General features: G+C 43.8%; 14 protein-coding genes and 3 tRNA genes. 3 read left to right on the top strand and 14 right to left on the bottom strand.

Going from position 1 to position 16,423, the window contains the following annotated elements; translation table 11 throughout:
- Positions 1 to 90: 90 nt before the first annotated feature.
- From BFG52_RS01085 to tpiA, 14 genes are all read right to left on the bottom strand, one after another.
- Complete coding sequence (locus BFG52_RS01085; protein ID WP_067551429.1) at positions 91 to 1,716, bottom strand: O-antigen ligase family protein; 1,626 nt, start codon at positions 1,714 to 1,716, stop codon at positions 91 to 93.
- 253 nt (positions 1,717 to 1,969) lie between these two features.
- Complete coding sequence (locus BFG52_RS01080) at positions 1,970 to 2,455, bottom strand: pilin (RefSeq protein WP_067551426.1); 486 nt, start codon at positions 2,453 to 2,455, stop codon at positions 1,970 to 1,972.
- A 338-nt stretch (positions 2,456 to 2,793) separates the two neighbouring features.
- Positions 2,794 to 3,357, bottom strand: a complete 564-nt coding sequence (locus BFG52_RS01070) for a TPM domain-containing protein (RefSeq protein WP_067551420.1) — start codon at positions 3,355 to 3,357, stop codon at positions 2,794 to 2,796.
- Positions 3,351 to 4,364, bottom strand: a complete 1,014-nt coding sequence (locus BFG52_RS01065; protein WP_099092609.1) for a TPM domain-containing protein — start codon at positions 4,362 to 4,364, stop codon at positions 3,351 to 3,353. The genes BFG52_RS01070 and BFG52_RS01065 overlap by 7 nt, the downstream gene beginning before the upstream one ends.
- Before the next feature lie 37 nt (positions 4,365 to 4,401).
- Positions 4,402 to 4,989, bottom strand: a complete 588-nt coding sequence (locus tag BFG52_RS01060; protein WP_067551416.1) for a LemA family protein — start codon at positions 4,987 to 4,989, stop codon at positions 4,402 to 4,404.
- Positions 4,990 to 5,176: 187 nt separating this feature from the next.
- Positions 5,177 to 5,572, bottom strand: a complete 396-nt coding sequence (locus tag BFG52_RS01055; RefSeq protein WP_067551413.1) for a ribosome-binding factor A — start codon at positions 5,570 to 5,572, stop codon at positions 5,177 to 5,179.
- On the bottom strand, positions 5,572 to 8,274 hold the full coding sequence (gene infB / locus BFG52_RS01050; RefSeq protein WP_067551410.1) for a translation initiation factor IF-2: 2,703 nt from the start codon (positions 8,272 to 8,274) through the stop codon (positions 5,572 to 5,574). Before infB ends, BFG52_RS01055 begins: the two co-directional genes overlap by 1 nt.
- A 10-nt stretch (positions 8,275 to 8,284) precedes the next feature.
- The gene (nusA, locus tag BFG52_RS01045) at positions 8,285 to 9,769 is read right to left on the bottom strand and encodes a transcription termination factor NusA (protein ID WP_067551407.1); all 1,485 of its coding nucleotides are present in this window, start codon (positions 9,767 to 9,769) and stop codon (positions 8,285 to 8,287) included.
- Between the two features lie 33 nt (positions 9,770 to 9,802).
- Positions 9,803 to 10,327 (bottom strand): ribosome maturation factor RimP, encoded by a 525-nt coding sequence (gene rimP / locus BFG52_RS01040; RefSeq protein WP_067551404.1) that lies wholly within the window; start codon positions 10,325 to 10,327, stop codon positions 9,803 to 9,805.
- A gap of 203 nt (positions 10,328 to 10,530) precedes the next feature.
- Positions 10,531 to 10,607, bottom strand: a tRNA-Met gene (locus tag BFG52_RS01035).
- A gap of 87 nt (positions 10,608 to 10,694) precedes the next feature.
- Positions 10,695 to 10,771: transfer RNA gene (locus BFG52_RS01030), tRNA-Met, on the bottom strand.
- A 40-nt stretch (positions 10,772 to 10,811) separates the two neighbouring features.
- A tRNA-Leu gene (locus BFG52_RS01025) sits at positions 10,812 to 10,896 on the bottom strand.
- Positions 10,897 to 10,948: 52 nt separating this feature from the next.
- Positions 10,949 to 11,284 carry a preprotein translocase subunit SecG gene (gene secG, locus BFG52_RS01020; protein ID WP_067551401.1) on the bottom strand — a complete coding sequence of 112 codons (336 nt, stop codon included), beginning with the start codon at positions 11,282 to 11,284 and terminating at the stop codon, positions 10,949 to 10,951.
- A 13-nt stretch (positions 11,285 to 11,297) separates the two neighbouring features.
- On the bottom strand, positions 11,298 to 12,089 hold the full coding sequence (gene tpiA / locus BFG52_RS01015; RefSeq protein ID WP_067551398.1) for a triose-phosphate isomerase: 792 nt from the start codon (positions 12,087 to 12,089) through the stop codon (positions 11,298 to 11,300).
- A gap of 354 nt (positions 12,090 to 12,443) precedes the next feature.
- Here tpiA and pilB point away from each other — a divergent pair, with 354 nt between their 5' ends.
- From pilB to BFG52_RS01000, 3 genes are read left to right on the top strand one after another with little or no spacing between them, the layout of a single operon-like run.
- Positions 12,444 to 14,222: a type IV-A pilus assembly ATPase PilB gene (pilB, locus tag BFG52_RS01010; protein ID WP_081408587.1), complete on the top strand. Its 1,779-nt coding sequence runs from the start codon at positions 12,444 to 12,446 to the stop codon at positions 14,220 to 14,222.
- 9 nt (positions 14,223 to 14,231) lie between these two features.
- The gene (locus BFG52_RS01005) at positions 14,232 to 15,488 is read left to right on the top strand and encodes a type II secretion system F family protein (protein ID WP_067551395.1); all 1,257 of its coding nucleotides are present in this window, start codon (positions 14,232 to 14,234) and stop codon (positions 15,486 to 15,488) included.
- A 16-nt stretch (positions 15,489 to 15,504) separates the two neighbouring features.
- A complete protein-coding gene (locus BFG52_RS01000; protein WP_067551392.1) occupies positions 15,505 to 16,407 on the top strand; it encodes a prepilin peptidase in 903 nt (300 codons plus the stop codon).
- Positions 16,408 to 16,423 lie beyond the last annotated feature (16 nt).

Raw genomic sequence — 16,423 nt, 5'->3', positions numbered from 1 at the left:
GCATCATGATCTGGCATTGTATGCCAGCAAAAAAAAGCTGAATCTTAAATATTCAGCTTTTTTGTTGTTGAGAAATTTAAACATCCTTGTCTAGGATGTAGTCTTCTGCTCCAAATCTTGCAAGCTTATATTTTTGTTATGTAAGGTATTGATGATCCAAATTTGATGGCGCGCTTCTTGAACCTGACCATTGGCAAACAAGACTTTTGCATACTTTAGCAGATCATAATACGATGCTGACTGGGCTACCATGCGCTGAATATATTGAATTTCTTCTATAGAACGCTTTTGATAGGGATCAGTATTTAACCACCATAAACGCTGCTTAAACTGATCTAGTAAAACAATACTGTGCTGATCTTTGCTACTCAACTGACCATTGCTAGCAGCAATATTCAATGTCTTATATCGGGTATAATCTAAACTAAAAACCGTCATACACACCACCACAATGACAATCCATAGTGCCATCACCGGGCGAGGCAAAGTCCATGCCGGCAATTTGGGATATTGCGCCTGAATCACACCGAGTAAAAAACCCATCGGCAACAAGAAATAAGCATAATGAATCGGATACTCCAACAAGGCATGGATGAGAATCGCGGCAACCATTAAGGATGCAAAAACAGATACCACATCACGCACACCTTTTTGCAACCAGACCATCCATAATGATAGATAGCTCAGTAATACAATAGCGATCGGAATACCGTTCCAAATTACTAAATCTAATACAATATTGTGCGCGCTCTTATACCATTCATTGGACGGATAATGATCAAATGCCGCAATCTGTGCCATACCGGTCTGGTTCCAACCATAACCGAACCATGGCTGCTGAAAGATCGCTATTAATGACTGCTTCCACATATCTAGACGTAGATAACCCGATGATGCACGTTCAACTGCTGAGACTGTATGAGTGATGGGTTGCCCAGTCCATGTGGTTATAGTGGTCGTAATAACGGGTAAATAAACAACGCAAAGCACAAACCAGGTTAGTCCCAACAGCAACTGCCATGGTTTGATGCGTAAGCTCGCACGTTTCCGAAACCCCCAGCAATATAGCAACAAAAATAGGGCAACCACCCATGACGTTCGAGACTGAGTCAATGCAATACTAAAAATGAATAGTGCGGCAAACAAGCTAACCCATACTGCTGGCAAATGGCGTTTCTCAAAACAATACAATGTTGCCAACAAGCCCATAGTTAAAAATGTTGCAAAGTTATTCGGTTGTGCAAAATTTGCATAAGGGCGATTACCTTTAAGCGCACTCATATACGGACCATATAGTGGTGACAGATGTAACCACTGCACCATGGCAATAAAACAAGAAGCTAAGGCAACTACGAACAACAGTAAACAGCCCCATTTAAACAAATTTTCCCGTGCTGCTGTTGTCTGACTCAGCTGATCACCCATTGCGATCATCAACCAAAACATCACGATATATGCTGTGCATAATAGCGCATTGCTCAAATAAAGCTGCTGCCCAAATAACCATTGCCCCATTGGCAAAAGTAAAAAAATAGCACCGATCAATTGTGGTTTACGAATCGTTAATGGTCGCAGCACAAAAATCAAGCATATGCTTAAAACTGCTGAAAAACTTAAAATTTCGCTATGGAAAGTAGTCCAAGGTGTTCGATGTACAGGCACCATCCATGCCCAAGCAAATAGAATTGCAGATAACACCAGCAGAAGGGCTTTCATATACAAGTATCTCGGGGTCGCCTAAGGTGCAAAAGATAAAATCTCTTGCTCCATCAATCTCATGCGGGAGCAAAAAATTGCGCCCATCATAGCAAAAAAATGATGTCTAATTGTAAATTTGCAAACCCAGTGCATCATGAAAATAGCAACTTTCTAGCTTTGAACTCATTCTAAGCGCTTCATTTTCTGAGCGCTTCATTCTTTTCATCGTTGTAAACTTTTCATCGCTGTACATCTAAACACATTACTAGCCTCAGCCTCCAGCTGCATTGGCATCGACCTGACACGCTTTGGGTAAAAATTGCGGCGCAATATCACTACTACTACAACGCCAATTGTTGACAGCAGTGCTATTGGACATGGTCAACACCAATGATTTGGCTTGAATATCACTTGCCACACCCTGGCTTTTCATTTTGGCGGTAATCGTACAGCTGGCATCACCACCTGTACCCGCAGCCAAGCTAATTGATTCGACATAGCGTCCGGTAATATCTTGTGCCGCAGCAACGCCTGTTTGCTCGACTTGAGCTTGTGTATTATCCAAACATTGACCATCTTGAATAAAAGCCTCTACCACCGAGGCTTTTAAACTACTGGCTAAATTGAAAGCCTCCACCAATTGCGCTCTTGCGACATAGTTCTGATAGGCAGGTACAGCAACAACCGCCAAAATACCAATAATGAGCAATACAATCACCAGCTCTAATAAACTAAAACCAATTTGGTGATTTTTCATCCTTCACCTTCCTTTTTTTATTGTTGTTTATCGCTATAGCAACTTTAAAATAGCAATTTAAAAATAACAGTTTTAAAAAAATAATTTAGAAATGAATACGTCAAACAATGAGTAAAATAGACAATAAAAAAGTGACAGCCTATGTCACTTTTCAAAATCTTGACGTTTATTCTCAAAGTATTCACTTTTACGACCAAAGCATTTACTTTTATGATCAAAGCATTTGCTTTTATGATCAAAGTCTTAACACTTATTTTTAAGACTTTGAACGTTTCTAATACTTTGGACGTTTTTAAGACTTTGAGCGTTTTAAAACATCGTGATTTTATTGGACTGTTTTAGTCTAACAGGATCGGAGCATTTGCCAATTCATTCCCGATATCCTGCTGAGGATAGTGCGCATAATAAGCACTGAGATGTGCTCCAATTTGCATCACCCCATCAACCACAGCCTGACAGTATTGTTTTTGCTGTAGTTGTTGCCCCATGTGCTGGCAAATTTGCTGCCAATTTTCTTGTAGCGTTTTGCTGTGTATACCACGATCAATCACAATTTCAATGCGTTGCTCACAAAGATTGAGATAGAGCAACACACCACTGTTATATTCGGTATCCCACACACCAAGCTCGGCAAATAATTGCTCGGCACGCTGCCGTGTATTATGACGATAAGCCAACGCACAAGGAATATGCCCTTCAATGACGACTTGAATTTCTCCAGCATGTCCTTGTTCAGCCAGATCAACTGCGCTCGCAATAACCTGCTGATCTGCTTTTTTGAACCAGCGCTTAGTCATTGGGAGATAGCACAAATGCTTGAACCAACGCTTAAAACTTGGCGCTGCTTGTAATTGCAGTTTTGCCGTCGTGACGATTTGGGTTGTATCTGTTGTTGTTACCATGAACCTGATGCTCCTCCGCCACCAAAACCACCGCCGCCGCCACGGTAACCTCCACCACCGCCTCGACCGCCGCCGCCACCACGACCACCACCAGAAAGAAAAGCTTGTAAAATTAACTGGGCAAGTGGTGTTACCAATAAGATAAATAAGATGATGCCAATCATCAAACTATGAACAATACCTGCGCCATAAATCAAGCCAGCAGCAATGCCTGTCACGCCAGCTGTTGCAGCACTAATCCGACGACCAATGAACATGGATGCAAAGGCTGCAATAATAAAAATAACGATTGCGGTATTATAAATACGTTCTGTGGCACGTTGTTGTTGTAAAGCCTGTTGTTGTTGCTGTTTTAAGTCTTCTGCAGCTTGTTGTGCCAGCTCAGGGTCCATATTGAGCACACGCTCTATTTCTGTCACAGCCGCTTGAATACCTTGCCCATAACGTTGCTCGCTAAACTCAGGCGTGATTTTGTCACGAATGATGCGACCCAAAACAATATCTGGCAATACACCTTCTAGACCATAACCTGTGGCAATATGAACCTTACGATCATTGATGGCAATTGCCATGAGCAGACCATTGTCTCGCTTCTTGGAACCGAGCTGCCATTGCTTGGCAATACGCATGGTAAAATCAAAAATACTTTCTTGACCTGTTGTCGGCACAATAATAATCGCCATCTGCGCCTTAGCTTGTTGATAAAGCGCATCGATTTGCAGACTTAAACTTTGTTTTTGCTCCGCTGTCAGGACATTGGCAACATCGATGACGGGTGTATTGAGCTCAGGAATACTCACATCTGCTTGATCATGGGCACTTTGCTGTACTGCTTGCAGACGTGCTTGCTCATTCTCAACTTGCGTAGGTACAACAGTTGATTCCTGACCCACTGGCGCAGACTCAGCCGCGACAGATGCAGTGCTCAAAGCTAAGATTATGCAGAGTATACAACTGCATACCCATAATAAATAAGGTGATATTCTCTGATGTTTGATCATCTGCATCCACTTAGCTCCATCACCATAACCACTGATTCAATACTTAAAACTCGACTTTGGGTGCTTTTTCGGCACCTTGCTCAGCTTGGAAATTCGGTTTTACTTTCATACCGATGACTTTTGCTGTGACCACTTGTGGGAACTGACGGACATAGGTGTTGTAATCTTGCACCGTCACGATGTAGTTTTTACGTGCGGTTGAAATCCGGTTTTCGGTGCCTTCCAATTGCACCTGTAAGTCACGAAATTGTTCATTGGCTTTCAAATCTGGATAATTTTCAGATACAGCCAATAACCGTGATAAAGCACTGGTCATTTGCGATTGTGCTTGTTGGTACTTGGCAAAGAGTTCTGGGTCTTCAAGCACAGCACGATCTACTTTTAATCCGGCAACATTGGCGCGTGCTTCCGTGACTTCGGTTAAAACTTGCTGCTCATGTTTGGCATAACCTTTAACGACATTGACAAGATTCGGCACCAAATCTGTACGTCGTTGATATTGGTTTTCCACCTCTGACCATGATGCGACCACTGCTTCATCTTTGGCTTGTAGCGCATTATAACCACAGCCCGAAAACAATAAGCTGCTGGCTAAAGTCGTGGCAACAAGAAGTTTTTTGAGTTGCTTCATTCCATCTTCCTCTCGGTATTTCATTGTATTTGTTAAGTTAAAAATATTTTAAACTGAAATACTTAATATTGTGTTGCGATTATGCTATTGCAACTAAGTTGTTAAATTTTTTGGAAAAAAATAAAAAGCTAATAGTAATCATATTGCAAAAAGCCACCCGAAGGTGGCTCTTGTTTGAGATTTTGGATCAATCTTGATCTTCACGCTCTGGTAAGTCTTTGACTGCTTCAGCAATCAAACCAAACATATAATTACCATAGGCGTTGGTTTTGTCGTAATGGAAACGCAAACGTGGCGTAATCCGAGTTTTAATACGACGACTCAACTCTTGGCGCAAAAAACCTGATGCTTTATTTAAAATATCTAAGGTTTCTTGGTGCGCTGTTTCGTTCTGATCATCACTGAGCTCACGCCCCATAACCGTCACATAAACATCGGCATAGCCAAGGTCTGGGCTCACCTTCACACTCGAGATGGTCACAAGACCACCCAAGCGTGGATCTTTAAGTTCTTGGCGGATCAGCTCAGACAACTCACGCTGTACTGAATCACCCATCCGCTTCAGACGCTGACTTCCAGCCATTAAAGACTCCGTTTAACCATTTGCACACTATAGACTTCGATCTTGTCGAGTTCTTTAATGTCGTTATAACCTTTCACAGCAAGGCCACATTCCATACCCGCACGAACTTCGTCGACAACATCTTTGTAGCGACGTAATGATTCAAGTTCACCTTGGAATACCACAACATCGTCACGCAAGACACGGATTGGTTTGTTACGATGAATCACACCTTCCATCACCATACAACCTGCCGCAGCGCCGAACTTACTTGAGCGGAATACTTCACGTACTTGCGCCACACCGAGAATCGTTTCACGATGCTCTGGTGCAAGCTTACCACTCATCGCATCTTTTACGTCATCAATTAATTCATAAATGATGCTGTAATAACGGATATCGATACCATCTTGGTCTGATTTCTGTCTTGCTGTTGCATCGGCACGTACGTTAAAGCCAAGTAACACGCCATCAGAAGACTCAGCCAAGGTCACATCAGACTCAGTAATCGCACCTACGCCTGAACCAATAATGCGAACTTTTACTTCATCGGTAGACAGCTCATTCAAGGCAACAGTCAAGGCTTCTAACGTACCACGGACATCAGTTTTGAGCACGATGTTGACGGTTGGAATATCTTTTTTGCCCATAGAGGCCATGATATTTTCCAAACGCATGCTACTTTGACGTTCAAGACGTTTTTGACGCTCACGATCTGCACGTGCATCGGCAACTTCACGCGCTTTTTTCTCGTCATTCACAACAAGTACTTCATCACCTGCCATTGGCGCTTCGGGTAAACCCAGAATTTCCACAGGAATTGATGGACCAGCAGATTTGATGCGCTTGCCATTTTCATCAGACATGGCACGAACACGACCATGTGCAGAACCTGCAAGTACCAGATCGCCCACATGCAAGGTACCGTTTTGTACCAAGATAGAGGTAACCGCACCGCGACCTTTGTCTACACGTGATTCAATCACCACACCTTGTGCAGCACCTTCATTCGATGCTTTCAATTCCATTAATTCGGCTTGAATCGAAATCAGGTCGAGTAATTCATCGATACCTTGCCCACTGTGTGCAGAAACCTTGGCAACAGGTACATCACCGCCCCATTGTTCTGGCACAATTTCTTTGGCAGTCAATTCGTTCAACACGCGATCTGGATCGGCTGATTCTTTGTCCATTTTGTTGATTGCAACAATGATCGGGGTGCCGGCAGCACGCGCATGATCAATCGCTTCAGCGGTTTGTGGCATAACGCCATCGTCTGCTGCAACAACCAGAACAACAATATCCGTCGCTTTGGCACCACGAGAACGCATTGCTGTAAATGCAGCATGTCCTGGGGTATCAAGGAAAGTAATAATGCCTTTTTCTGTTTTAACGTGATATGCACCAATGTGTTGGGTAATACCACCCGCTTCACCAGCAGCAACTTTAGAGCGGCGAATACAGTCCAGCAACGAGGTTTTACCATGGTCAACGTGCCCCATGATCGTCACCACAGGCGGACGTGTACTGAGTTCACCACGTGCTTCTTCAGCCGCTTCTAACAAGTTATCTTCGGCTTGGGTATCCGAGACTAAAATAGGCTTATGACCCATTTCTTCGACCACAAGTGCGGCAGTATCTTGATCAATGCTTTGATTCTGCGTTACCAACTCACCCATTTTCATCAGTGTTTTGATGACTTCACGGACTTTGATCGCCATTTTTTGTGCTAAGTCAGCAACAACAATGGTCTCACCAATTTCAACGTCATAAATTTGTTTTTTAACAGGTTTTTCAAAACCGTGTTTATTGGATTGGCTGGTTTTCAAACCACGTTTGTGTTGGTTGTGGCTGAAGTTTTGCTCTTCCTGACCACGACGACCACCTTTCTTTTGGCCACGCGTTTCTTTCGCACCACCACCACGTTTAATTTCGCGGTCTTCTTGGTTGAAAGAGTCTTCATATGCCTGACCCACCAAGCCAGCTGCCAACGGAGAATCATCAATCACACGAATGGTTGTGGTTGCTTCATCACCAGAATATTTAGATGCCATTTTACGCATCTGCTCTAGCGTACGTTGTTGCGCTTCTTCAGCGGCTTTACGACGTACTGCTTCTTCTGTGGCTTTCAGCTGTGCAGCTTGCGCTTCACGGGCTTTTTTCTGCTCAGCAGTTTCAGTCACTTTTGGGGTAACTTTGGTAATCGGTTTATTGGTCGAACGACGCTTAACCACGACTTCTGCTTTTTGCGTTACTTTTTCAGTTTGTTTCTTTTGCGCTGCACGCATAGCATCAAGTGTCGCTTTGGCTTTTTGCTCAGCCTTATTGCGTTCTTGTTGCTCAGCTGCTTGCTTCGCTTTACGTTCTTCAGCAACTTTGGCTTCTGCTTCTGCTTTCGCCAATGCTTCTGCTTTAATTTGCTCAGGATCTGGTTTGGTAAAAGTATGTTTTTTACGTACTTCTACATTAATTGTTTTGGCTTTACCCGAGGTACTCGCCAATTTGGCTGTACTGGTTGTTTTACGTTTCAACGTGATCTTTCCTGCATTGCCTTGATTACCTTGACCTTGTTTCAGGTGGGTCATCAGACGATCTTGCTGCTCATTACTAATTTGATCTGCCGCATTTGTTTGTGGTAGACCCGCTTCGCGCACTTGATCTAATAGCTTTTCAACCGGAAGCCCTACCTTGACCGCTAACTCTTGAATTGACTTATCCGTCATGTATTACCTCCTAGTTAAACCATGATTCACGTGCTTTCATAATGAGTTGACCCGCTTTCTCAGCATCCAAACCTTCGATATCTTCGATATCATCGGTTGCTTGATCTGCTAAATCATCTACAGTCACGATGTCACGTTGCGCTAATGCTTTGGCGATCTCGAGTGTCATTCCTTCCATTGCCAGAAGTTCTTCACTTGGATCTTTAATGTCTTGTTGCTGCTTCAAAGCATCTGCTAAAGCAGCTTCTTTGGCACGGCCTTGTAACATGATCACCGAATCTTCATCTAACTCGATTTCATCAAATGTTTCAGGTGGAACATAGGCGATTTCTTCTAAAGAAGTAAAGCCCATTTCAACCAAAGCCATGGCTAAGTTTTCTTCAATATCTAGACGCGTTACAAACATATCTAGATATTGCTGTGCTTCATTTTGTTGGCGTGCACGGTATTCGTCTTCAAGCATCATATCGAGTTTATAACCCGTCAATTCTGAAGCCAAACGTACATTTTGCCCTTGCGAACCAATGGCACGTGCCAACTGATCACTGGTTGCAAAGATGATATCAGCAGTCTGTGCATCTTCATCGATCACAATACCGGAGACATCTGCAGGCTCAAGGGCACTTGCGATATATTGTGCAGGATCATCAGACCACACCACAACATCGATACGCTCGCCATTTAACTCTTGCTGTACCGCTTGAATACGTGTACCACGCATCCCGATACATGCACCAACTGGATCAATACGATGGTCGTTGGTTTTGACCGCAATTTTAGCGCGTACTCCGGCTTGACGTGCTGCTGCTTTAATTTCGATGATTTCTTCAGAAATTTCAGGAATTTCTTTTTTCATCAATGCAATCAGCATATCTGGATGAGCACGGGACAATAATAATTGTGCACCACGCCCTTCACGGTTCACACTATGTAAAATTGCAATCATCCGTTGTTTAGGACGGAGGATTTCTTTCGGGATCATTTCTTCACGCGCTAAATACGCTTCAGCATTATCACCTAAATCTATAATAAAGCCATCTTTGGTTTGTTTTTTAACTTCACCATAGACTAATTCGCCGACTTTAGACGCATAGGCATCGGCAACTAAGGCACGTTCTGCTTCACGAATCTTTTGTACAATCACTTGTTTAGCGATTTGTGCAGCGATACGACCGAACTCAATCGATTCAACTTCTAACTCGCGTATATCGCCAATTGACCATTTTGCTGGATCAACATCAGAGATCGCATCTTGGCAAGCAGGCATTTCATGGTCTTCATCTGCGACCACTGTCCATTGACGGAATGTGCGATATTCGCCTGTTTTACGGTCAATTTCAACACGCAATTGCGCTTCTTCGGAATTTGTTCCTTCGTAGAACTTTTTCTTCGTTGCGGCTACTAAAGCCTGTTCTAACGCCTCGAAGATCGCTTCTCGACTAACACCTTTTTCGTTACTAACCGTTTCAGCGACGGTAAGAATTTCGCGGCCCATAAGTCACCTACTCTTCAAATTCTTTTTGATAAATTAGTCTTGATAGATCAAATTTGCTTTGTCAATATTGTGACTATCAATATCCAGTATCTGTTGCTTTTCCACTTCGACTTGAATGCGTTCTTGTTCAAGATCTACAGCAACAAGTTTCGCTTGAAACTTACGACGGTTTTCAACCGCAACAATCAAACGTAAAGCGATTTGCTCACCAATGTAGTCTTGTAGCTGTGCGAGTTGGAAAAATGGACGATCCCAGCCTGGTGATGATACTTCTAAAGCATACTCACCTGAAATTGGATCATGAACATCTAAAATTGCACCCACTTGCTGGGTTACGCGCACACAGTCTTGGACACCAATACCGCGCCCTAATTCTTCTTCACCATCTTCATTGGTCACTGCAACAGCATTTTCATCAACATCTTTATCGATATAAATGCGCAATAAAGATCGCTTACCTTGGGGAAGGAATTCAATCCCCCAAAGCTCAACATCACAAGCTTGCACTGCTGGTGCAATTAAGTCTTGCAGTGCTTGAGTTTTATTTGATAGCTTCATTTACTCTCGTCATTTTGCATGCAATACAATCGGTCTGTGGGGCCGATACCACTCGCTATAGTGAAGCATGATTTGTTGACCGATTGATGTCGACACTACACGATAGCCAATAAAAAAGGGCGTCAATCGCCCCTATTATTGCACAGAAAATCAAAATCTACTGTGCAAAAAGGCCCACCTATCTGTGAGCCTTCTTAGAAACTTGGTAGCGGGAGCTGGATTTGAACCAACGACCTTCGGGTTATGAGCCCGACGAGCTACCAGACTGCTCCATCCCGCATCAACGTGCAAATAGTATATACAATAAATAAAAAAACTCAATCATCGATTTATTTATTGTCAATTTAAGTTGCACCTTAAATTGAATTGGTAGCGGGAGCTGGATTTGAACCAACGACCTTCGGGTTATGAGCCCGACGAGCTACCAGACTGCTCCATCCCGCATCAATATATTAGCTGCTCACTCAACGATCTGGTTTATCGTTGGTGCGGAAGGGGGGACTTGAACCCCCACGCCCGAAGGCACTACCACCTCAAGGTAGCGTGTCTACCAATTCCACCACCACCGCAGCTGCACGCATTCTAGTAGCTTCATTCTAAAAATGAAAGCAAAATTTGCAATTATTGCGAAGTTTCTGGTGCAGTTGGTGAAGTTTCAGGCGTTTTTGTGCTTGATGGTACAGTTGTTGTACTTTGAACCGGTCCTAGACTATACGCGCTCGCCGTTTGCTTCTTGGCAAACACGGCTAAACTAATACTGGTAATAAAGAACAATGCTGTCAAAATAGCCGTGACTTTGGTCAAGAAGTTACCTGAACCTGACGCACCAAATACCGTTGCCGCACCGCCGCCGCCAAAAGATGCGCCAGCATCAGCACCTTTACCATGCTGTACCAAAATCAAGCCGATCATAGAAACGGCTAATAAAATATGTATGACCAACACAAAAGTTTGCATGCGCAACTCCTTATTATTTTGTTTGAGCAAAGGCTGTTGCGATCTGATAGAAGCTTTGAGCGTCTAAAGATGCTCCGCCGACCAACGCACCATTAATATCTTTACACGCTGCCAATTGCAGCGCATTGTCTGCTTTTACACTACCGCCATAGAGAATCGGCATCTTTGCTGCATAGGCTGTGATTTGCGCAAGCCCCTCACGAATCGCGGCATGCATGGCTTGTGCATCTTCGGGAGATGCCGTCTTGCCAGTGCCAATCGCCCAGATGGGTTCATAGGCGATCACGATTTGCGCCCATTGTTCAGCTTGCACAACCCGTGCAATATCACAAATTTGTTGTAATACCACTTGATTTGCCAAACCTTCTTCACGTTGTGCCAAGCTTTCACCCACACAGTAAATCACGCGTAGCCCTGCGTTTAAAGCATTTTTAACTTTTTCTGCCACCACAACAGATGTATCTGCAAACAGTTCACGGCGTTCAGAATGCCCGATCAACACGGTGTCTATGCCACTGTCTTTGAGTAGTTCAGCACTGATTTCACCCGTATATGCCCCTGTGCCCGCTTGACGCGATACATCTTGTGCAACTACGGCGACGGGTACTGCGGCATCTGCAAGCTGCTGTTGCACAGTTAATAAGTGTAATGCAATGGGTGCCACGGCAATATGACATTGTGCTGCACTCAACGGTGCTTGTTGCAATTGTTGTTTAAAGGATTGAATGAGTTGCTGAGCATCCGCCTGCATTGGGTTCATTTTCCAATTGCCGACAACCCAAGGAGTAATAGCCGAACTCGACATACATCTAGCCTTTTACCAAAAAATGCGCTCATTCTACACGGAATTTTAAAGTTATAGAATTTTTTCACAGTGATTTACATAATTTAATCCCGCCATCCAAGTAGATTAAATATTCACCTTGGTTTGTCAACTTCACCCAGCAGATTTTGTCACGGGCTATCGAAATACCACTGAAAATATGGTCAAGGCATCATCAATCACGCTACTTTCCCTCTACGGCTTACAATCAGAACCATATATTCTAATTTGAACCAGAACACCCTGAACTAGAACACCGATCAATGTTCACATTCAGCACGAAAGATTTTTCATTACAAACAAAAATAATGACTGAAGTAACGGGAGTAATCGCCTATGGCTCGCTTTGATCGCGCAGAACACCCCATACTTCCAGCGCTCAATCAGCAGATTGTGCTGTCTGGCTTACTCAGACGCTTCGTGGAACAGCAATTACTCAGTCAAGATGCCATGCTACTCGCCATGCAACAGGCTGAGGCACAGCAAAAGCACATCATTGCTTATCTGGTCGATGAACTTCACTTAAATGCCGCCCAACTCGCCCAGCAAATCGGTTTAGAATTCAATGAAACGGTACTGGATCTCTCTCATTATGACCCTGATCTATTGCCTAAAAATCTAATCAATCCGAGCTTATTACACTATTATCAGGTATTACCACTTGGCATTACACAGGATCGTTTGCGTTTAGCCATGAGTGACCCGAGTCGTCTCGATGCCATTCAAGCCATCGGCTTTCATAGTAATCTCAACATAGAACCGGTATTGGTCACACATGATCAACTGTGCCATTGCTTAGATCAATATTTCCCAGACCATCATGATCATAATTTTCAGGAACAAGATCTGGCACAAGAAGCTCATCAAGGCACGACAACAGAAGAGCTTATTCCAGCAAGTTTAGTGTCACATAATGAAGATACCCCCATCGTGGTGCGCTATCTCAACAAATTGGTCGCGGATGCACTGCATTTGGGTGCATCGGATCTGCACTTTGAGCCCTATGCCAACAGTTATCGTGTACGTTACCGCATTGATGGTTTACTTCACAGCATGAGCTCGCCGCCACCACAACTGGCTCTGCGGATTGCGGCGCGGCTCAAAGTCATGGCACAACTGGACATTGCCGAGAAACGTATCCCACAAGATGGTCGCATTCGCTTTCATGGTTTAGGACAACATGTAATTGACCTACGTATCAGCACCTTACCGACTTTATTTGGTGAAAAAATTGTGTTGAGGATTTTAGATACTCGCAATAGCCATTTCAGCTTTGAGCAACTGGGGCTAAACCCACAACAAAGCCAATTATTTTTAGACAACTTATATAAGCCACAAGGCATGTTACTGATTACAGGACCAACCGGCTCTGGTAAAACCGCATCGCTCTATAGTGGTCTGCGCTTACTCAATCAGCAACATCTCAATATCAGTACCGTTGAAGACCCTGTAGAGATTCAGCTAGAAGGTATTAATCAAGTCAATGTCAATCCCAAAGCGGGTCTAGATTTTGCTACCGCACTGAAAGCATTTTTACGCCAAGATCCAGACATTATGATGCTGGGTGAAATTCGAGATATCGATACCGCAGAACTTGCCATTAAAGCAGCACAAACGGGGCATTTGGTGTTATCGACGTTACATACCAATAGTGCAGCAGAAACACTGACCCGGCTCAGACATATGGGCATCGCGGCATTTAATATCGCCAGTGCAGTCAACTTAGTGATTGCCCAACGTTTATTACGGCGTTTATGTCCGCATTGTAAATATGCCTTAGATGTTCCTTTAGACAGCCTATACGCGATGGGTTTCCATGCCTCGCAATTACAGCACCATCCAACCCTCTATCAAGCAGCGCAATGCAACAAATGCCATGATGGCTATAAAGGGCGTTTTGCCATTTATGAAATGCTGCCGATCACGCCTGAAATTCACCAGCTGATTTTAAGGGATGCCAGTGCGACTGCCATTGCCCAACAGGCGGAGCAACAAGGTTTTAACAACTTACATCAAGCAGCTTTGACTCAGGTACTGCAAGGGCAGACCTCTTTACAAGAAGTAAATCGCGTACTCAGCCATGCGCTCAACCCAGTAACATCCAGCATTGTATAGACTTTCGCCATGCTCAAACCGACTATTGTGACGCAAACGGCTCAATCTGCCGCGACAAGCAAGCCTCTCAAATACTATGTATATCGGGGACAACATACCCAAGGGCAAAAAGTACGCGGCAACTTACATGCCGAAAATCTTAGTCGAGCCAAACAACAATTACGTCAGCAAGGCATTCATATTCATTATCTGGTTGAGAAAAAAATTAGTCGCTTCGTCTGGCGTTCGCAGCGCATAGACATGCGAGATCTTTGCGCATTCAGTAAACAGCTCGCAACCCTGCTACAAGCAGGCATTCCCTTATTACAAAGCTTACAACTTCTACAAAGCGCAAGTGCAAAACTCAGCATGCAAGCCTTATTGCATCACTTACAAGTCGATCTACAAGCAGGTCATAGTTTCTCTCATACCCTGCAAGCACATCCTCAATATTTTGATGCTTTATTTTGCGCCTTCATTGCATCTGGTGAACAAGCGGGTGAACTCGATGCCATGCTTCAATATGCGGCGCAATATCAAGATCGCACGCTAAAATTGCAAACACAGCTACGACAAGCACTGCGTTACCCAATCCTGGTGCTACTCACCGCTGCGGGGGTGAGCTGTGTTCTATTGATTTACGTCATCCCAATTTTTCAAACCATGTTCCAAAGCCTTGCTGCTGACTTACCTTGGCTCACCTTATTCGTGCTCAAACTATCGGAACAATTACAACAGCATGGGCTAATTATACTCGGATGTACTTATCTCATATATCGATTACTACGTCATGCCTATCGACAGAATCAAAAATTGCAATATTATGGTCATGCGTTCAGTTTAAGATTGCCTATTTTTGGCAATCTGATTCAACAAAGCATTATTGCGCGTTTTAGTCGAATTTTAGCAACGACTTTTGCTGCTGGATTGGCGTTACCCGAAGCGCTGCAATTAGCCGCAAATGCCAGTCAAAATCAGCTTTATGAACAAGCAATTCAGCAGATTCAAGCCGATGTTTCCGCTGGACAGCAACTGCATTTTGCCATGCGTCGAAGCCAACGCTTTCCAGCATTGCTGGTACAAATGATCGCAATAGGTGAAACATCAGGACAACTCGATTGTATGCTACAACAAATTGCACAACAGCTTGAACAAGAACTGGCACAACAAATGGCAAGCCTCATGGTGCTCTTAGAACCGTTATTGCTATTACTATTGGCAGCCATCGTAGCAACACTGATCATTGCCATGTATTTACCGATTTTTCAGATGGGATTAGCCATTTAATGCAAGAGATTTTTTAATGCAAGAACTACTCATTTTTTTAGCCAGCTCCGAGCTTGCATGCTATAGCAGCATAGGTCTACTGAGTCTTTGTGTGGGCAGCTTTTTAAATGTAGTGATTTACCGCATACCCTTGATCATGCAATCACAATGGCAACAAGAATATCTAGCCGAACAACAGGCGCAACATACACAACACACACCAGCAGCCGAAGCTGACATTGATACCAATTCACAGCCCTCACCTGCGACAATGAGTCTTAGCTTACCGGCATCACATTGCCCACAATGTCAGCATAAGATTCGCTTTTATCATAATATTCCACTGCTGAGTTGGTTGCTACTCAAAGGTCGTTGTGCCGATTGTCAGCAACCCATTCCTTGGCGCTATCCGCTGGTTGAAGCACTGACACTGTTGTGCTCCTTATGGGTGGTTCATGTTTTTGCTGTCAGTAGCACCATGTTGGCTGCCTTATTGTTGACTTGGGCACTGATTGCACTCAGCTTTATAGATCTTGATTGGCAGCTCTTACCCGATCGCATCACCCTCCCCCTAGCCGGTTTGGGTCTAATGTGTAATAGCTTCGGTTTATTGAGTACAGCACAGTCAGCCATTTGGGGCTATGTCTTTGGTTTTCTAAGCTTATGGATGGTATATTTTTTATTTAAGTTGTTTACAGGCAAAGAAGGCATGGGCTATGGCGACTTTAAACTTCTGGCCGCATTGGGTGCCTGGCTCGGTGTAGAACAGCTGCCTTTGCTAATCTTGCTTTCATCCATGCTCGGTGCAATCATTGGAATGATTTTATTAAAAGTGCGTCAAGATAATCGTGCTTTTGCATTTGGTCCCTACCTCGCCATTGCTGGCTGGATTACTTTACTGTATGGCAAAGACTTGATGCATTGGTATTGGCAACTCTAAATACAGAGCAAATACA

Source organism: Acinetobacter larvae (assembly GCF_001704115.1).
Classification (GTDB): Bacteria; Pseudomonadota; Gammaproteobacteria; order Pseudomonadales; family Moraxellaceae; genus Acinetobacter; species Acinetobacter larvae.
The sequence above is the reverse complement of the archived record's forward strand: the minus strand, read 5'-3'. Positions and strand labels throughout refer to the sequence as shown.